This window comes from Lysinibacillus capsici, assembly GCF_020217405.1.
GTDB lineage: Bacteria > Bacillota > Bacilli > Bacillales_A > Planococcaceae > Lysinibacillus > Lysinibacillus capsici.
This window is the reverse complement of record NZ_CP084108.1, coordinates 2,536,853-2,555,162: the sequence shown is the minus strand read 5'-3', so window position 1 is coordinate 2,555,162 and position 18,310 is coordinate 2,536,853. Positions and strand designations below refer to the sequence as shown.

Annotated in this window: 16 protein-coding genes and 2 pseudogenes; 11 read left to right on the top strand and 7 right to left on the bottom strand. The window is 35.2% G+C overall.

Features of this window, described 5'->3' with window-relative positions:
- Position 1 precedes the first annotated feature (1 nt).
- Genes LCP48_RS12565 through LCP48_RS12550 form a run of 4 tightly spaced genes read left to right on the top strand, consistent with a single transcriptional unit; the run spans position 2 to position 2,528 of the window.
- Positions 2–292 (top strand): thiamine-binding protein, encoded by a 291-nt coding sequence (locus tag LCP48_RS12565; protein ID WP_004227928.1) that lies wholly within the window; start codon positions 2–4, stop codon positions 290–292.
- Complete coding sequence (locus tag LCP48_RS12560) at positions 292–1,065, top strand: ABC transporter permease (RefSeq protein WP_004227931.1); 774 nt, start codon at positions 292–294, stop codon at positions 1,063–1,065. Before LCP48_RS12565 ends, LCP48_RS12560 begins: the two co-directional genes overlap by 1 nt.
- Complete coding sequence (locus LCP48_RS12555) at positions 1,040–1,789, top strand: ABC transporter ATP-binding protein (RefSeq protein ID WP_004227933.1); 750 nt, start codon at positions 1,040–1,042, stop codon at positions 1,787–1,789. Before LCP48_RS12560 ends, LCP48_RS12555 begins: the two co-directional genes overlap by 26 nt.
- The gene (locus tag LCP48_RS12550) at positions 1,779–2,528 is read left to right on the top strand and encodes a TatD family hydrolase (RefSeq protein ID WP_004227935.1); all 750 of its coding nucleotides are present in this window, start codon (positions 1,779–1,781) and stop codon (positions 2,526–2,528) included. The genes LCP48_RS12555 and LCP48_RS12550 overlap by 11 nt, the downstream gene beginning before the upstream one ends.
- A gap of 25 nt (positions 2,529–2,553) precedes the next feature.
- Here the strand turns inward: LCP48_RS12550 and LCP48_RS12545 are convergent, their stop codons facing one another.
- The 5 genes from LCP48_RS12545 to LCP48_RS12525 form a co-directional block, all read right to left on the bottom strand.
- On the bottom strand, positions 2,554–2,730 hold the full coding sequence (locus LCP48_RS12545) for a hypothetical protein (RefSeq protein ID WP_004227938.1): 177 nt from the start codon (positions 2,728–2,730) through the stop codon (positions 2,554–2,556).
- Between the two features lie 97 nt (positions 2,731–2,827).
- Positions 2,828–4,372 (bottom strand): solute symporter family protein, encoded by a 1,545-nt coding sequence (locus LCP48_RS12540; protein ID WP_004227940.1) that lies wholly within the window; start codon positions 4,370–4,372, stop codon positions 2,828–2,830.
- 8 nt (positions 4,373–4,380) lie between these two features.
- Positions 4,381–4,719: a DUF485 domain-containing protein gene (locus LCP48_RS12535; protein WP_004227943.1), complete on the bottom strand. Its 339-nt coding sequence runs from the start codon at positions 4,717–4,719 to the stop codon at positions 4,381–4,383.
- A gap of 481 nt (positions 4,720–5,200) precedes the next feature.
- The gene (locus LCP48_RS12530) at positions 5,201–6,754 is read right to left on the bottom strand and encodes a solute symporter family protein (RefSeq protein ID WP_004227944.1); all 1,554 of its coding nucleotides are present in this window, start codon (positions 6,752–6,754) and stop codon (positions 5,201–5,203) included.
- On the bottom strand, positions 6,755–7,090 hold the full coding sequence (locus tag LCP48_RS12525; RefSeq protein WP_004227946.1) for a DUF485 domain-containing protein: 336 nt from the start codon (positions 7,088–7,090) through the stop codon (positions 6,755–6,757).
- 585 nt (positions 7,091–7,675) lie between these two features.
- Between LCP48_RS12525 and LCP48_RS12520 the strand changes: the two genes are divergently transcribed.
- From LCP48_RS12520 to catA, 5 genes and pseudogenes are all read left to right on the top strand, one after another.
- A complete protein-coding gene (locus tag LCP48_RS12520) occupies positions 7,676–8,272 on the top strand; it encodes an SCO family protein (protein ID WP_004227948.1) in 597 nt (198 codons plus the stop codon).
- Between the two features lie 214 nt (positions 8,273–8,486).
- Positions 8,487–8,797: pseudogene (locus LCP48_RS12515) on the top strand (ArsR/SmtB family transcription factor).
- A gap of 31 nt (positions 8,798–8,828) precedes the next feature.
- Positions 8,829–9,826, top strand: a pseudogene (locus LCP48_RS12510) (NADP-dependent oxidoreductase).
- Positions 9,827–10,179: 353 nt separating this feature from the next.
- On the top strand, positions 10,180–10,722 hold the full coding sequence (locus tag LCP48_RS12505) for a pyridoxamine 5'-phosphate oxidase family protein (RefSeq protein ID WP_004227952.1): 543 nt from the start codon (positions 10,180–10,182) through the stop codon (positions 10,720–10,722).
- Positions 10,723–11,176: 454 nt separating this feature from the next.
- Positions 11,177–11,827 (top strand): type A chloramphenicol O-acetyltransferase, encoded by a 651-nt coding sequence (catA, locus tag LCP48_RS12500; protein ID WP_225340241.1) that lies wholly within the window; start codon positions 11,177–11,179, stop codon positions 11,825–11,827.
- Between the two features lie 292 nt (positions 11,828–12,119).
- Here catA and LCP48_RS12495 read toward each other — a convergent pair whose 3' ends face one another.
- Positions 12,120–12,587, bottom strand: a complete 468-nt coding sequence (locus tag LCP48_RS12495) for a GNAT family N-acetyltransferase (RefSeq protein ID WP_004230444.1) — start codon at positions 12,585–12,587, stop codon at positions 12,120–12,122.
- 365 nt (positions 12,588–12,952) lie between these two features.
- On the opposite strand from LCP48_RS12495, the gene LCP48_RS12490 reads away from it, so the two are divergent.
- A complete protein-coding gene (locus LCP48_RS12490) occupies positions 12,953–13,489 on the top strand; it encodes an RNA polymerase sigma factor (protein ID WP_004230443.1) in 537 nt (178 codons plus the stop codon).
- A gap of 1 nt (position 13,490) precedes the next feature.
- On the top strand, positions 13,491–15,092 hold the full coding sequence (locus tag LCP48_RS12485; protein WP_225341038.1) for a DUF4179 domain-containing protein: 1,602 nt from the start codon (positions 13,491–13,493) through the stop codon (positions 15,090–15,092).
- 1,274 nt (positions 15,093–16,366) lie between these two features.
- On the opposite strand, the gene LCP48_RS12480 is transcribed toward LCP48_RS12485, so the two are convergent.
- A complete protein-coding gene (locus LCP48_RS12480; RefSeq protein ID WP_004230439.1) occupies positions 16,367–17,326 on the bottom strand; it encodes a DUF2268 domain-containing putative Zn-dependent protease in 960 nt (319 codons plus the stop codon).
- Positions 17,327–18,310 lie beyond the last annotated feature (984 nt).

Here is an 18,310-nt window from a genome sequence, read left to right as displayed (position 1 = left end):
GATGGCAAATTCATTAATCAGTGTACAAATCATTCCGAAGACAGAGAAATATGAAGATGTTATACCGTATGTAGATGCAGCAATTGCGGTGATCGATGCTTCTGGGGTGAAATATGAGGTACATCCATTGGAAACAACGATGGAAGGTGAGCTTTCAACATTGCTCCAAATCATTGAAAAAATGAACGAGAAGATGATCGAGCTTGGTGCCATCAATGTCATTACACAAGTGAAAATTTTATATCAGCCAACGGGTATTACGATGGATACATTAACGGAGAAATATCAGTAATGAAACGTGCATTACAGAAGGGAAGGACGATAATTTTTATCGCCTTCCTCTTATTCATATGGGAACTAATCGTGCGGTTCGCTGAAGTTCCTCATTGGTTATTACCCGCACCAAGTAGTATTTTATCGGAGGCCATCCAGTCGTATCAAACCTTTCTACCACATGCATTTGCTACGGTACAGCTAGCTCTACTAGGTTTGGCCATTGGCATCGCTTGTGGGCTAACGGTGGCAGTAGTGTTACATCGATTTAATTTTATTCGAGAACTGTTTTATCCAATTCTTATTATGTCGCAGAATGTTCCTATTCTAGTCTTGGCACCGCTACTTATTATTTGGTTTGGCTTTGGCTTATTACCGAAGCTTATCATTATCTGTCTTGTGTGCTTTTTCCCGATTGTCATTGCAGCGATGGATGGATTTAGACAAACAGCTCCAGCATTAAAGCATTATTTTGACATGGTTGGTGCTACAAAGGCACAAACCTTTTGGAAGTTGGAATGGCCTTATGCCTATCCTGCGATTTTTTCAGGCATTAAAATTGCGGCTACATATAGTGTGATGGGGGCTGTGATTGCGGAGTGGCTTGGTGCAAAAAAGGGTATTGGTGTTTACATGACCCTAGCCCAGTCCTCCTTCCGTACAGATCGCGTATTTGTGGCAATTTTTGCGATTGTTCTCTTGAGCTTACTATTGTTTAGCGGTATTCGTTTAATTGAAAAATTTATGGTGAAGGGAAGAGGCTATCATGCTCAGCATTCAAAACATCGCTAAATCCTTCGATGCACTAAAAGTACTTGATCAACTTTCTTTTGACGTAAAGGATGGCGAGTTTGTGGCCATTGTTGGTCCTTCAGGCAGTGGTAAGAGCACACTTTTTCAATTAATTGGTGGTGTTTCGCCAATTGATCAAGGAGCCATTTTACTAAATGGAGAGGATATCCAACGAAAAAAAGGAACGATTGGCTATATGCCACAGCAACCGTGTCTATTACCCTGGCGTACAATAGTAGAAAATGTCACGCTTGTAGAGGAATTACAGCATAAACCGAATATTGAACGTGCCAAGGAATGGTTAGAAAAGGTTGGCCTTGCCTCCTTTATCCATGCCTACCCGAACGAACTGTCTGGAGGTATGCAGCAGCGTGTGTCCTTTATTCGAGCAATGGTCAGTGAAAAGCCAATTTTATGCTTAGACGAACCATTTTCTGCGTTGGATGAATTTACTCGACTGGAAATGCAAGCATGGCTTTTATCTATCTGGGAAGAGTATCGCAAATCCATTCTATTTGTTACACATAGTATTGAGGAAGCTCTCTTTTTAGCAGATCGCATACTTGTTTTAACCAAACGTCCAGCAACCGTTAAAAAGGAAATCATCGTGCCATTTGAGAGACCTCGGAAAGAGGAAATTCGACATTCTGCAGCATTCACAGCGTTAAAGCAACAATTATTTATGTATTTACAGGAGGAAAAGGGTGATATGTATGTTGATTGATGCGCATATTCATTTGGATCAGTACACCGATGAGGAAATTCCTTCCTTATTAGAAGAGGTGAAAGCTGTAATCGCGGTTAGCATGCAACTTTCCTCTTGTGAAAGAACGTTGCGTTTATCGAAAAGCTATCAGCAAGTAAAGGCTGCTTTTGGCTTTCATCCTGAACAGCCTTTACTAAGTCCAAATGATGAGACAGCATTATTCGATTGGATTCGTTCGCATCAGGATGACATGGTTGCTATTGGTGAGGTGGGTCTACCTTATTATTTAAGACAAGAGCAAGGGATTGATGAACGTCCCTATGTGGCGTTATTAGAGCGTTTTGTTGTATTGGCGAAGGAACTGGACAAGCCAATTGTGTTACACGCAGTATATGAGGACGCCCATGTTGTGTGTGATTTGCTGGAAAAGCATCAGCTTCACGAAGCCCATTTTCATTGGTTTAAAGGGGATGAAGCTATTGTGAAGCGCATGATAGAGCGTGGTTATTTTATCTCCATAACCCCAGATTGCTTGTACGAAGAGGAAATTCAACAGCTAATTGATGCGTATCCGATTGATTTGATGATGGTAGAAACGGATGGTCCTTGGCCGTTTGAGGGACCGTTTACGAAGAAGCGTACATCTCCCTGGATGATGCACTCAACGATTGAGATGATTGCCTCCATCAAAGGGCTATCAACACAAGAAGCGGCCAAAATTATTACGCAAAACACGAAAACATTTTATCGGCTTTAATAAGAAAAAGCAGTATAGGTACGAGTTATTCGTCCTTATACTGCTTTTTATATTTCGTATAATCATGCTCTAATTTTTCGTTTTTTGTTTTCGTTAGACGTTCATGTGTACTAAAAGAGATAGATTGTCGATTTTTTTCAACATCTTTACCAACGGTGCGTTTAATGTGCATCCGCTTCTTTTTAGCTTTAGATTGTGACATGAGCATCGCCTCCAATTCATTTTTAATTCTATAGTAGCGAATAGGGGAGAAAAAGTAAAACCTCGTAAGCAAGATACTTACGAGGCTGTCGAGTGTATTAGTGAGATACGTCCTGTACAGAAATACCTGTGTTTGCTTTAACGTCAACTTCACGATACTTCGCATCATCTGTTTCTTTAGAAAGTAATGTGCCGATGAAACCACCAAGGAAACCAAGTGGTACAGAGATTATGGCTGGGTTCGTTAACATAATTAATGGATCACCAACGAAAATTGCCTTACCTTCAACTGGATTCCAAACGTTTGGAGACATAGCAACTAATACTAACGCAGAGATTAAACCTGTTAACATCGCAGTAACAGCACCTGCTGTATTGAAGCGTTTCCAATAAATTGTGTAAATAATAACTGGAAGGTTAGCAGAACCTGCAATACAGAATGCTAAAGATACTAAGAATGCCACGTTTAATGTTTGTGCACCAAGTGCTAATAGGATAGAAATAACAGCGATTGTAATCGAACCGATACGAGCTGCAAGAACTTGCTCTTTTTCTGTAATTTTACCCTTTTTGATAATTTGTCCATAAATATCATGAGATAGGGCAGATGCACCAGATAGTACAAGACCTGCTACTACCGCTAAAATTGTTGCGAATGCTACTGCACAAACGAATGAGAATAGAATGTCGCCACCAAGTGCTTCTGCAAGAAGTGGGGCAGCCATGTTACCAGCAGCGTTTGCTGCGATAATATCTTCTTTCCCAACGAATGCTGCTGCACCGAAGCCTAAGAAAATTGTTAGAACGTAGAAGATACCTACGATCCAAGTAGCCCAAATAACAGATGAACGAGCTGTTTTCGCGTCTTTTACTGTGAAGAAACGCATTAAGATATGTGGAAGACCCGCAGTACCTAATACTAACGCAATTAACATAGAAATTGTATCAAGTCCATTTGTATATTTAAGACCTGGGTTTAAATAAGCAGCACCACTGTCAGTAACCGTTGTCATTTCTTTAAACATTGTAGAGATACTGAAGCCGAACTCTTTTAATACTAAGAACGAAATAATAACTGTACCCAACATTAAAAGACAAGCTTTAATAATTTGTACCCAAGATGTTGCAGTCATACCACCGAATAGTACGTAAGTTGTCATCATGAACCCTACGATTAATACGGCGATCCAATAGTCGATCCCTAAAAGTAATTGAATAAGTGCTCCTGCACCAACTAGTTGTGCAATCATGTAGAATAAAACAATTGTAATAGTGCTTAAAGCAGCTGTTCCACGAACTTTGGCGTTATCAAAACGCGCTGTAATCATGTCAGCTAATGTAAATTTCCCAAGGTTACGTAATGGCTCAGCAACGATATATAATACCACTAAGTAAGCTACTAAATAACCAATAGAGAAGAAGAATCCATCAAATCCAAATAATGCTACAGCACCAGCGATACCCAAGAAGGATGCTGCTGATAAATAGTCACCAGCGATAGCTAGTCCATTTTGCCAGCCTGTTAAGCCACCACCAGCAGTGTAGAAATCACTTGCTGAAGATGTACGTTTAGATGCCCACCATGTAATAACTAATGTTAAACCAACAATGGCTACGAAGAAGAATATGGCTGTAAAACTCATTCCGTTACTCATCGGCGGCCACCTCCGTTCTCGTATTCAGCGATAATCGCTTTTGCTTCTCTATCGAAGCTGTTTGCCTTTGCTACATATAAATGACATAACCCCCATGTCATGATGAAGAGACCTGCTGCATAGATCCACACCCAAGTAATTTCCCCAAATGCCTTTTGGTGTAGAATGGTCGTGTACGATGTCAGAATTGGTAACAACATGTATGCCGATAAAAATATGGCAGTTATAGACCAAAGAAAAGAGTTCTTTCTTCGTACAAGAGACTTAAATGATTCCTGATTTGCAATTGAATCATAGTCAATCACGATACCTTTTTTTGCTTGATTGTTCGCCATTAACATTCCCCATTTTGTGTATATTTTTTCTACCTCAAGACTTGATTTTGCTAGTTTAGTGAATTCACATTTTCATTTTATGAAACAGTTCACAAAATTGCAATACATTTCAGAAAAATTATGTAAAAAAAATTTTTCAGAAAATACTCCTAAGTGAGAAAAAATGGCGCTAAGCCAAGAATATAAAGGGTTTTAGAAAATTCAGATAAATAAATGAAGTGAAGAGAAATCTAGATTCTTGACAAAAAACGAAGGGTAAATTTACAAAAAAATCTTGTTTTTTCAATTAAAAATAAACACTATTTACCTAGTGAAAATTGGATTTTTTCTGTTTTTTGGAAGTAAAATAATATTGTTCGATAAATAAATTGGTAGATATTGAATAACAAAAAAGGCGAAAAACTCGACCAAAAATCGAATTTTTTGCCTATTTTTTTGCATTTTTTGAATTAGGATTCATTATGCAGGAGGTGTATAAATATTAATGTGAAATATCAGAGACAGACACACCTGTATTTGCTTTCACACGAATTTCTTTATAAATACGTTCTGCTTCTTCCTGTGGTACTTTGTTAGATGAAAGGACAGTACCTAGGTATCCAGCAATAAAGCCTAATGGAATTGTAATAATCGCTGGAACAGCAAGTGGCACAAGTGGTTGTCCAACAAAGATTGCTGCACCTTCAACAGGGCTCCACACATTTGGTCCCATTGCTCCTAAAATTAAACATGATACTAGCCCCGTTACCATCGCAGTTACAGCACCTGTAGAATTAAATTTCTTCCAATAGATTGTATAAAGGATCACAGGTAGGTTTGCTGATGCACCGATACAAAAGGCGAATGACACTAGGAATGAAACGTTTAAGTTTTGTGCAAACAGAGCGAGAATAATAGACACGATCGCAATCGAGATAGAGCCTGTACGAGCTGCTACTACCTGTTGCTTCTCTGTTAATTTACCACCCTTAATGATTTCTCCATAAATATCGTGAGAAATGGCAGAAGCTCCTGTTAGTACTAAACCAGAAACAACAGCTAAAATAGTCGCAAATGCCACTGCTCCGATAAATGCCATCAATACATCTCCACCTAAGTAATGCGCAAGAAGCGGAGCAGCTGTATTACCAGCCTTACTTTCAGCAAGAATTTGATCTAAACCTACAAAGTTTAATGCACCGAACCCTAAGAAAATTGTTAATGAGAAGAAAATGGCTGTAATCCAAGTTGTCCAAGAAATAGAGGCACGTGCTGTCTTTGCATCCTTTACTGTAAAGAAACGCATTAAAATATGTGGTAAACCAGATGTTCCTAAAACTAAAGCCATCATCATCGAAACCGAGTCGATTGTGCTTGTATACTTAATTCCAGGTACAAGGAACTTTTCGCCATGATCTACTGCAATTGTGTCGAACATCTTCATAAGAGAGAAGTCAAATTTCATTAGCACTAAAACCGCTAATAGACCTGTCCCGAATAATAATAGACTTGCTTTAATGATTTGCACCCAAGAAGTCGCTGTCATGCCACCAAACAATACATAAGTTGTCATCATAACACCGACAATTAATACGGCAATCCAATACTCTATACCGAATAATAGCTTAATCAATGCACCAGCACCTACTAGCTGTGCAATCATATAAAGAATTACGATAATAATGGTACCAGACGCTGCCACACCACGAATTCGTTTTTCATTGAAACGAGCCGTTAACATATCTGCTAACGTGTAGCGGCCTAAGTTTCGCATTGGCTCAGCAATGACATAAAGCAGTACTAAATTCGCTACTACATAGCCTACAGAGAAGAAGAAACCATCAAAGCCAGTTAAGGCAATTGCACCAGACACCCCAAGAAAGGCTGCTGCAGATAAATAGTCACCAGCAATCGCAAAGCCGTTTTGCCACCCCTTTAAACCACCGCCAGCAGTGTAAAAATCAGCTGCAGAAGATGTACGCTTTGCTGCAATATAGGTAACAACAAGTGTTAAGCCAACAATAGCTAAAAAGAAACCTATGGATACGATGTTCATTTATTTTCCACCTTTCGCCTGATACTCTGCAAGAACAGCAGCTGCAGCTTTATCGAATGAAGCAGCTTTTTTTACATATACTGTACAAAGCACAATGGTCATGATAAATAGTCCTGCAGAATAAACCCATACACCCGTTATATTTCCGAAGAATTTTTGTTGTAGTACAGGCTGGAAAGCAAGAATCGGAAGCAGGATATAAAGAATTAAAAACACTGCTGTAATCGAGAAAAGAAAGGTATTTTTCTTTTTTACAAAGCTATTAAACGATTCCATTGCTTCAATTGCATGATAATCAATTGATTGGGCCTGTTTTTTGCTTGAAACATTCGCCATTATTATTCCCCCTAAAGTTATATATTTCTGTTTTAAACGACATATTTCTTTTTCGTTCGTCGTTATATTCACTTATTTTATGGGGGAGATTCCTATAATGCAATACTAAATTTTGATTTTTTATAATTTTTAGTCACTTCTATTTTGAGGAAATAACATAGAAATATTAAGGATTTATTAGAAAAATTCTGTTTAAAAGAGTGTATGGTTTTCTGATGAAATAATATTGTTAAAATAGTTTGTTGTTGATAAAAATGAATGTAGGAGAAAATACAAACATAAAAGAGAATTTTCTGTATTTTATTATTCCGCTATTAAATTCCAGGGTAGCTTGTTAAGTAGAAATAATTTGTTATATAACAATTATCTGAGATTTTGGGAAATAACGAAAATGATAAGAAAAAGCTATGAAAAAATTTTTAAAAAGGATGTGTCATTTGGAATAATTAGTGAGGCGGAATTCCAGAATCAGTTAATGTTCACATGTTATACAAATAGCCATCTGGGTGTAAGTCCATTATCTTGTGTTTAGCTTCTATAATGAATAAAATAAGGTGATGAAATGAAGGGAAGTGGGCACCACTAATGACAAAGAAAAGTATATTGCTAGTTTTAGTTCTAGCATTTAGTAGCATTCTAGCTGCTTGCGGTAGTTACAAGTTTGAACCAACATTAAATCTCGAGGTTCAAGATTTCACAGTAACGAATCAAAAAAATGAACAAGTGACCCTAGATGATCTTAAAGGTAAGCCTTGGTTAGCCATGTTTATTTTTACAAACTGTACGACAATCTGTCCACCCATGACATTTAATATGACAGAAGTTCAACAAGCACTACAGGATGAAGGCCTTGAAGATTATCAAATTGTGGCATTTAGCGTGGATCCAGAAGTGGATAAGCCTGATGTTTTAACAAATTACTTAAATACGTATAATGTTGTAGATGAAAGCAAATGGCAGCTACTAACGGGCTATCAACAAAAATTCATTGAACAATTTGCACGTAAATCATTTAATTCATTAGTTAAAAACGATCCTAACTCAGACCAAGTCATACATATGTCGAGCTATTATTTAGTAAACGCAGACGGCACAGTTGTAAAAGACTATGATGGCGCGACAAACGTACCAGTTGAAACAATTGTTGGAGATATGAAAGCTCTTATTAAGGAGAGCAAATAACACAGAAGTCCATGTGACTTTTGTGTTTTTTTATGGAAAGAGGGGAAAGTAAGATGTACGCCTTTAAAAAATCATTCGTCTCGATTTACTTTCCCAATATTGCACCGAATACGGCAATATTGTCTCGTTTTATGCAGCAATGGTTCATTAACTTAAACTATTCAACTGATTAGTAAGAGGAGGGATTTAAATGAATTAACAAGACCAGCTTAACTTGATTAAGGAAGACTTTATAAATTCTCAAAAGGTACTATTAGCAATTGGTGATGAAACCAGACAAGCCATTCTAATGGTATTAATGAGCACAGATTGTCAAACGGGATTGCGTGTAGGTGAAATCACAGAACAAACGCATTTATCTCGCCAGCTGTGTCACATCATCTTAAGATTTTGCGAGATGCTGGTGTTATTTTAATGCGCAAAGAAGGTACAAAAAACTTTTACTATATAGATATACGGACAAAACTAGGTTCGTTAAAAGATCTTGTTTTGGATATTGAGACGTTGTTAACGGAATTTTATTGACAATATAGTAGGTTATCTGGAGGAATGAACGATGAAAGCAATGGTGATCGATCAATATGGCAAAGCCCCAATGCGCATGAAAGAAGTACCTACACCTGAAATAAATGAATATGAGGTACTTGCTGAAATCCATGCAGCAAGTATTAATCCGATTGATTTTAAAATCCGTGATGGGAAAGTGAAGCTGTTAATCCACTATAAAATGCCACTAATCCTTGGAAATGATTTTTCAGGGGTCGTCGTAAAGGTTGGCGAAAAAGTGACGCGCTTTAAAGTAGGAGATGCAATTTATGCACGTCCAAAGAAGAGTAAAATTGGTACTTTTGCGGAATATATCTCGATTCATGAAGATGACATAGCCCTAAAGCCTAAAAATTTGAGCTTTGAGGAAGCTGCATCAATCCCACTGGTTGGCTTAACGTCATACCAAGCTTTACATGACATCATGCAATTACAAAAAAGTCAAAAGATTTTAATTCATGCTGGCTCTGGTGGTGTAGGTACCTTTGCTATACAACTAGCAAAGGTAATGGGCGCCACAGTGGCAACAACGGCTAGCGAAGCTGGTGCAAACTTAGTTACATCTTTGGGTGCAGATAAAGTGATTAATTATAAGAAAGAAAACTTTGAAGCTATTCTGAAAAATTATGATGCCGTCTTTGATACGCTCGGAGGAAAGACCTTAGAAAAATCTTTCGAGATTATCAAGGATGGTGGAAAAATTGTCTCCGTATCAGGCAGGCCGAATGCTCGTTTCGCCAAAGAATATGGTTCAGGATTTTTCAAACATTATTATTTTCAGCAGCCAGTCATAAACTGACCTCACTTGAAAAGAAATATCATGCTCAATATTCCTTCTTATTTATGAAACCAAGTGGCGAGCAATTACGCATAATCGCCGATTTAATTGAAGCTGGTAAAATCAAACAAGTCATTGATAGAACTTTTTCATTTGAAGATGCTCAAAAGGCGATGGAATATGCGGAGTCAGGTAGAGCAAAAGGGAAGATCATCGTAAAAATGAAATAGCCTTTATGTTGTATTTTAGCAAAGTTTAAGTGAAAAGTACGTAATAACCACAAGCCTCCAATAAAATAAGAGGCTTCTGCTTTTGTAGGATAGATGTAGTCCAATAGTGAGATGAGCGATGGTTCACCACTTGCGTTCTTTGAAGGCAAATATAGCAAAGTTAGTCAGCCAATAAGCTTATAATTACCTATCTCCTAAAAAATAGCACCATCGTTTGAGCATTATTTGTTCGAACGGTGGTTTTGTCTTTGTTTAAGTGGAAAATGGATTGCTTAATTGCTGTTGTTATGGACGTTTTTATTCAATCCAAAGGTTGATAAAATCACATCATACTACAAGTAGGAGTGATAACAATGGATAAGGTACGTTATAAAGTAAGAGAAGTGTTGGACAAGAACAAAATTGATGCATTTTTGCAGCAAGCTCGCATTGGGCATTTGGGTATGGTTGATGGTCATCTGCCATATGTTGTCCCCCTTAATTTTGTGTGGACAAATGGAGTGCTTTATTTCCATGGAGCCACTGGCGGGAGACGAAATCAAGTGATGGAAGAGAATCCAGAGGTTTGCTTTACGGTTTGTGATGAATATGGAACCATTACAAATCCAGTACCTGCAAAGACGGACACGGCTTATATGAGTGTCATGGTTTTTGGCAAGGCTCAGCCAATTTTCGATTTGGATGAAGCGACACACATGTTGCAAGAAATGATAAATAAATATGTACCTGGTTACTATAATCGCCCCTTATCCCAGCAACACGTGGACAAATATCGATCAGCCGTTTTCGGAGGGCCTGTTCAAGTTTACCGTATTGATCCTCAACATATTACCGCGAAAGAAAATCCAATTGCCTTAGGGGAGATGTTCAATATTGAGAAAATCCCACATACATAGTATTGGTTTTCAGAAATTAGTACATCAAATCACTGCAAGCACCACTAACTCTAGTCAGATATGTAGCTTTGGAATAAAGATGGATTAACCAATAGCCCTTAATCCTTATCTAATAGCAACATCAAAACCTCCATTTTGAAAAATTGATCAAAATGGAGTTGCTCTCTTTAGATAAGTATGAGATTTTTATAAAAAAGTTTGATCATTTTTCAGCTATGTTGTTCTACAATTGCGCCCTATTATTGAAGAATAAGCTATTGCATGATGTCCTCATATTGTTCAGTAGTTTTTGGATTAGCAGTAAGCTCGCTATGCAAATCTAAATTAATAATCGAAACCGTAATTATATGTTAAGATTGACTTATATAAAATAAAAGGAATGATCTTATGAAAAAAGCAGTCCAATTAGCTTCCTAAAATTATCTAGATTTTAAATTTTAGGAGGCTTTATAAGATGAGATTCAATAAAATTGATATTAATAATTGGGAACGAAAAGAAATTTTCAATCATTTTTTAAATCAACAAACGAGCTTTAGCATCACCAGAACTATTGATATTACCGAACTTTATAAAATTACAAAAGATAAGGGATATAAATTCTATCCTGTATTCATCTTTTTAATTACTCATGTAGCAAATTCAAATAAACATTTTAGAATGAACTTTAATTCTGCTGGAGAGTTTGGATACTGGGATAAGGTAGTCCCAATGTATACTATCTTTGATAAGCAATCAGAGTTATTTTCAGCCATTTATACAAATACAGATGAAGGTTTTAAAAAGTTTTATGAGAACTATATTTCCGATACTGAGAAGTTCAATGGTAAAGGAAAGCTTTTTCCTAAAACACCGATCCCTGAAAATGTCGTCAATATTTCTATGATTCCATGGACTTCTTTTACTGGTTTTAACTTAAACGTGAATAATAGCCCAAATTATTGTTTGCCGATAATCACTGCAGGTAGGTTTATCAATAAAACTAGTAATATTTATTTACCTTTATCCTTGCAGGTTCATCATTCTGTCTGCGATGGTTACCATGCAGCACTATTTATGGATAGATTTCAGACTCTTGTAGAAAATAAACTAGAGTTTCTTGTATAAATTAAACACGAAACACTGACTAATTTCTTTTAGTTGGTGTTTTTTACTAACCTGCACCTAAAACAAGGTAGTATATGTGCCTTATTTTGTATTCCTTGTATCAGATTATTGTCTATATGCTTTCCTCCTATGTCCACTCAAGTTACTGAACAATTTCTTTCAAGTATGCAAAACCACTTTTAAAGATGTTAATTAAAAAGACACAAATCCTTTTATAAGAATTGCGCCGGATTGTAGAAGGTTGTGATTCAACTAAAGCCCTCGTTACTTCCATATAACAAATTACTAAATGTCAGTTGATAGTTTTGAGCATATTTATTCCCGCTATTTCAAATCCGAGTTCCTCATATAGTTTCCTAGCCCCTTCATTACTTCCAAAAACATGAAGTTTGAAGTAATAAATTCCTTCCCGTTCTAACCACTCCTCAACATTTTTCATCACTCTAGTCCCGAAACCTTGACCTCTGTATTCTTCAAAAATAAAAATCTCATAAAGAAATGCACTTTTCTTTTCCTTTTCAACCTTTATCCAAACAAATCCAATTAACGAATCATCTTCATATATATTATATAAATGATGATTAGAGGTTGCTATTCCTTGAGGAAGTAGATTATATAACTGTTTACGTGCTTTTGAAAGAGGATCTTCGCTACTTACCTCATGGACATTTTCTGATTGAACTTTGCTATATCTCTCTACCTTATCTTCTAAATAAATTGTAAATTCTTTTTCTGACATTTTCTTTAAGACAATATCCATTTTAATCTCCTATTTTGAATGACTTGTAAAAAAATTGATACACTGAACTGTTCAGTAAATTTATGCGAACTTTCTACAAATATATCTATATTTTAACATTCATACTAATTTATTTGTGTAGTATTACTCCACAATCTGGCCCTTTAATGATAACGAGCACTGATTCTTATTACAGAATCGCGCCCGATTGCTTGTTAAAGTAAGCACGCCGTTAGGTAAAGAAGATTTATAATTAAAGTAAGTGTTTTTGAATAGATAAGGTGCTTTCTCCATCAATTTCGAAGGCAGATGATCCATTTGAAAAAATGAACTATTTATAATGCTAAATTGTTACTTGTGTAGAAAACGGAAAAGGAGGTGGGAATGTGGAACAAATTAGCGATGAAAGGGTCTTGTTTCAAACATATTATAAGGACGTCTTCAGAGCTTGCTATTACATGCTTCAAAATAAATACGATGCAGAGGACCTTTGTCAGGATGTATTTGCAAAAGCTTTGAGTGAAGATTTCCAATCTATACAAAATCAAAAATCTTGGCTACTTAGTATTTCTATGAATATGTCTCGAAATTATTTAAAGAAAATGAAAAGACTGCTATTAAAAGAAAATTTTGAATTCCTATCATTGATGCGAGTTGACAAATCCCAAAATATTGAGCGTACAATACAGCTCAATGAAAATAAAAGTGAGTTAGTCGACTTAATGAACAAATTGCCTGTTCGTATACGGAAGGTAATGATATTGAAATATGTGCATGATTGTAAAGATAGAGAAATCGCTGAAATTCTAAAAATCCCTGAGGGAACGGTTAAATCGAGGCTTTTTAAAGGTAAAAAATTAACGAAAGAGTTTATCCAAGTAGATGAAAATTTGTTATTTGAATGGAGGGATCATCGTGAATAATATGGACGATTTAATGAAAGAAAAAGTGAAGTACGATCAAGTAGATTATCCTAATGAGAATGAAATGTGGAGTAAAATCATCCGTAAACAACAAAATCAAAATTATAAAACTAAAAAACATAGCTATAAACCACAAGTTATATTAACCGCCATTATGTTCACAATTGTTTTATCAGCCACACCTGTATTTGCTAAATATACAACAGAAATCTTGGACTGGATGCGAAATATGAATAGAACAGGCATTATTACTTCTTTAGAAAATGGCTTTGGACAGGAAGTCAATAAAACTGTAGAAAACGAAGCTGGCGTATTAAATATCCATAATGTAATTTCAGATCAAAATGGTACTACTATTAACTTTAGCTTAGATATTGATCATGATTATCCAATCGATGCAGCAGATTTCGAACAAGCATCACTCAAAATAAATGACGGAAAAGAAATAAAGTTGGAGGCTAACGCAGTATATAATCAGGAAACGGATCAATTAGTAGGGATTCTACATACAGATGAGGGAATCCCGCACAACAGCAATGTCACACTTCAACTTGGAGGTGTAAAGGAGACACAGTTGAAAAGTGTAGAGTTAAAAGATGTGGTTCAATCGAACGCGTTCCCTGAAAAAATTACTATTAATCAAGATGGAATATCACATATAGAATTCACTTCAAATGGATATCAAAACGGGCAATATACATTGGATTATCTTATCGATCTGGAGGAGTCCAATAACATAGAAAACGCATATTTATCTTATAAAATTCAAGGTGAAAACATTGCGAGTTTTGGCGTTACTCATAAACGTCCAAAACCAAATGTCATTAAAAGCAGTGATACACTAGAAATTCAAAAAGAAGTGGTAGAAAAATTAGGGGTATTTTTAAGTTATACTGATACAGTAAGTTATAAACCAGATACGTGGAGCCTGGATTTCCAATACAATCAGGATCTTGCTAAAAAATCTACATTTGTTATGGATATAGACGAAACAATTGAGATAGGCTCTCAGCAACTTCAATTTAACGAGCTTGTTATTACACCAAGTGAAGTAAAGCTTTATTTTGATGAAAAATATATAGATTCTAATTCTAATATAGCTCATTTCAACTATCGTCAGTTTAAATTACGAATTGGCGAACAGGAATTATCGGGAAATAATTTTAAAGATTATATTTCTTTTGAAACATTGGGGCTGATAAAGGATATTACGAATAAAGAAATTTCTCTTACTTTAAATGATGCGAAGATTTCTTATGAAGCTGGAAAGCAAGACAAAGTAGAGCTAAGAAATATTTCTGAAGTTCCAAAGACTCTAAATGCAGAATTAAACGGGTATCCAATTGATATTACCTACTATACGAAAGGTAATGATTTAATTGTTGAATCAGAAAGTAAGAACGAGCAATTTGGAGGTATCACACAAAATGTTATTTATGAGAATGGCAAAAGAATCTTTGCTGAAACTCGTTCTAATGACGGAGTGTTAAGAACACACAAACAAGTAGAAACATTTAAAAATATAAAAGAAAAAGATATTACATTAAACTTCTTCCTTTATACTGTCAATGAGGATCGAGCGAAAACTATTGTTTTACAGTAAATCGTTTGCAGTATAACTTCTTTCAGCAAATATTTTATGTAACGTAAGTGAAACGGCAGTTACAAATATTTTATGTAACGTAAGTGAAACGGCAGTTACAAATGTTTTATGTAACGTAAGTGAAACGGCAGTTACAAATGTTTTATGTAACGTAAGTGAAACGGCAGTCACAAATATTTTATGTAAGTCTTTTCGTAGCGACAGTACACAACTGCTTGGTGTTTTAACTGTAACTCATCTAAAGGTAACGCTACTTGAAGGCACATGATAATAAAAGAATAATTCATTTGAGTATAAAAAAAGCGTGTTTTGATTAATTCAAAATACGCTTTACTATTTCTTTGGTTGTTGTTTTCGAAAAGATAATTGCTTTTCAACGCTTAACGCATCTAAACGAACGATTTTTGTTTGCTCTGCTTGTGTTTATGTATCGTAAGCTTTGCCTCAAAAAGCTTTCCACGACCGCTAAATACAATACATCTACATCTAATTGAGGAATTTCCTCTTTAATTTGACTGTTCAACAAACCATCAGAATAGGTGCATTTGTTGTAATCAATATTCAGCTAGGATTAACTAAAAACGAGATAAATAAAAACACCTTTCGTTATAAAAAGGTATTGAATAATCAATGAGGATGTATCTATAGGGACAAAAGTATGTTACAAACTATATGGCCCTTTCATGAAAAAAGACGCATTCTTAATTAAAGAATTGCGCCCGATTGTTGAAGATCGGTTTTTCAATTAAATGCCCTATAATTTTCTTCGTTTGTTTTTCAAATCATTTATTTTAATAACACCATAATAAACAATCCAAAATAAGAGAATTATAAATACAGAATAATTCTTTTTACTTTCAGGCAATAAAATTAAAGTTACAATATATATAAGAACACTAGGAACAAGTAATACCCAATACAATTTTCGTCTATTCATTTAAAATCACTTCTCCTCCAAGACAATCTATTGACAGTATAGTTCTCGCACAAGCAACCCTAATAAAGGAATTTTAAATATATTATACCATTAACAAAAAAGCTCCCAAAGCGTCCTTTGGTGACCTTAATTGTTATTCAACAATCTGGCCCTTTTCATGAAGAAAGACGCTTTCCTAATTTCAGAAAAGTGCCCGATTGTTGAAGATCGTTTTTGAACTAAAGCACCTGGTTAGTTCAATAAGAAAAAAAGAGCTGCATACGCAACTCAATTATTTTTAACTAATTCTTAATATATATTTACCCCTATAATATATGTCAATTCATTCATAGATTTGTTATTTATAGTTTTCAAGATAGTTTCCTTTTTCAAAAATTTCTTTTGCACTTAAGGCAGTCCATTCCTCTGGAGTTTTATCAGGATTTAAGTCAAGATAGGATTTAACCATCTTGTAGCCTTCACTATAGCCGTAAGATATCGGCAACCCTTTTCCGCCATTTAAAATTTCTAAACTACGATTACTGTCATAATTTTTTAAATCAGGTTTAACTTTAGACCACAAAACCTTGTTGTAAGTCAAGTAAATCGGAGTATAGTCGTAGTCAGGATATACAGATTTTTCAAACATGACCGCTTTTCCTTCAAAAACCATATTATCCAAAACAGAAAACCTGTCCCCATTGGCATGCTTTTCCGCCCAAACACTGTGATGGTATTCGTGGGCAACGATTGACTTTAAAGCATCCCCCAAACCATTTAGATTAAGTGGGATAATAATTTTGCCCGCCCCTACTGCGAATGCCCTCCTATTATTGGTAGAGGAAGGGAATACACAAACTGCTACATCACTTTGAGAGGGTAGGAGGTCAGCTGATTTCAAAAGGGATTCTTGTATAAGTTGATTGATTTCTGCTTTACGAGTCTCCATTTTTTCACTTACCACTTCTATTTCTGTTAACCCATTAGGAATCGTATTAAGAAGGTTTTCTGCCATATGAAGGTATTCTCCATTTTCAAAACAATCTTGATATATGGGTTGAATAATCTCATTATTATACAGTTCTAAGGTTTCCGAGGTTGAAAGATTCGGATTATCTTTGACCTTTTCAATATACGGATAAAACAGTTGATTGGCATAAATGATTTTGTATTTTTGTTTGGTTTGAGGGTGCTCAAATGAGAACACCATTTCTTTGTCAAGTATTTTTTGCTCTTTTTCTGTTTTTGTACAAGAAGTAAGGGTTAGACATGAAATTATTAGAATAAAAACAACAACAATTTTTAGATATTTTTTCAAAAAAATCCCCCTTATGTAAAAAAGACTATTTGTAAATAATATTACCATATTTTAGTCCCTTTTCGTCTATCAATTCTTGAACTAAACTGCCCCGTTAGTTTAAGTGAAAAGCTTCAAAATCTTTTACTCAATAATTCAACAATAATGTCCAATTTTATTGAAAAGGTTTATCAATAATCTGGCCCTTTAATTAAAAAAAGCGCTGATTCTTGTTCCAGAATCGCGCCCGATTGTGGAAGATTATAAGCATAATTCTTGCTAAACTAAAGCATACCGTTAGTTCAACAGCAAAAGTTTATTAATTCTTTATTTTCCTTTATGTAAAAACTTCAAATAAAGCAAGAAGGAAAATAACAATACTATTGCATAAAACCAAATTGAACGATACCAAGCATTCTTAAATTCCACCCAAAAACCCCTTCCACCTAGTTCTGGAGGCAAAGCTGAATAAATTGAAACTTCAATATATAGCATTAAACTGAAAAATAAGAATAAAGGAAGAAAAAATACCCACACCAAAAGATTGGATTTCATAAAAGTCCCCTTTCTATTTCACAAAACTATTAATAACAGTAGAGAATTTATAAGTTTAACGTTTGTATTTAGATGAAAGTTCCAATATAAAAAGGAGATGGTACTTCAACTAACCTGCACCATTAGTTTAAGTAATCTTCACAATCTTCGCGTCCAATAATTATTGTATTTTATTCTATTAAATGGCCCGTTTGTTGACAAAAAAATCCTGCATTTCAACACAGGATTTTTATCAAACTTAATATGAATGATCAATCTTTGTTTTTAACGATTAGTCATTTTTATAAAACTACACTATAGGGATAGTGGTTATTTTATTGTACCTAATTTTATGGACTGCTCAAATTCGCAGTTTTGGATGTTTTTTATCAATCCGTATTGCGTTATGCTAAGACCGTTCATTTATTAGCAAGGAGGGGGAGTGCTACTTCTGTTTAGTTCAGGTAGATT

Coding starts and splice junctions, on each gene's coding strand:
- LCP48_RS12485 (WP_225341038.1), top strand. CDS start 13,491: ATGGACGATTTAATGAAAGAAAAAGTGAAGTACGATCAAGTAGATTAT.
- LCP48_RS12560 (WP_004227931.1), top strand. CDS start 292: ATGAAACGTGCATTACAGAAGGGAAGGACGATAATTTTTATCGCCTTC.
- LCP48_RS12565 (WP_004227928.1), top strand. CDS start 2: ATGGCAAATTCATTAATCAGTGTACAAATCATTCCGAAGACAGAGAAA.
- LCP48_RS12530 (WP_004227944.1), bottom strand. CDS start 6,754: ATGAACATCGTATCCATAGGTTTCTTTTTAGCTATTGTTGGCTTAACA.
- LCP48_RS12495 (WP_004230444.1), bottom strand. CDS start 12,587: ATGGATATTGTCTTAAAGAAAATGTCAGAAAAAGAATTTACAATTTAT.
- LCP48_RS12545 (WP_004227938.1), bottom strand. CDS start 2,730: ATGTCACAATCTAAAGCTAAAAAGAAGCGGATGCACATTAAACGCACC.
- catA (WP_225340241.1), top strand. CDS start 11,177: ATGAGATTCAATAAAATTGATATTAATAATTGGGAACGAAAAGAAATT.
- LCP48_RS12535 (WP_004227943.1), bottom strand. CDS start 4,719: ATGGCGAACAATCAAGCAAAAAAAGGTATCGTGATTGACTATGATTCA.
- LCP48_RS12505 (WP_004227952.1), top strand. CDS start 10,180: ATGGATAAGGTACGTTATAAAGTAAGAGAAGTGTTGGACAAGAACAAA.
- LCP48_RS12525 (WP_004227946.1), bottom strand. CDS start 7,090: ATGGCGAATGTTTCAAGCAAAAAACAGGCCCAATCAATTGATTATCAT.
- LCP48_RS12555 (WP_004227933.1), top strand. CDS start 1,040: ATGCTCAGCATTCAAAACATCGCTAAATCCTTCGATGCACTAAAAGTA.
- LCP48_RS12520 (WP_004227948.1), top strand. CDS start 7,676: ATGACAAAGAAAAGTATATTGCTAGTTTTAGTTCTAGCATTTAGTAGC.
- LCP48_RS12550 (WP_004227935.1), top strand. CDS start 1,779: ATGTTGATTGATGCGCATATTCATTTGGATCAGTACACCGATGAGGAA.
- LCP48_RS12540 (WP_004227940.1), bottom strand. CDS start 4,372: ATGAGTTTTACAGCCATATTCTTCTTCGTAGCCATTGTTGGTTTAACA.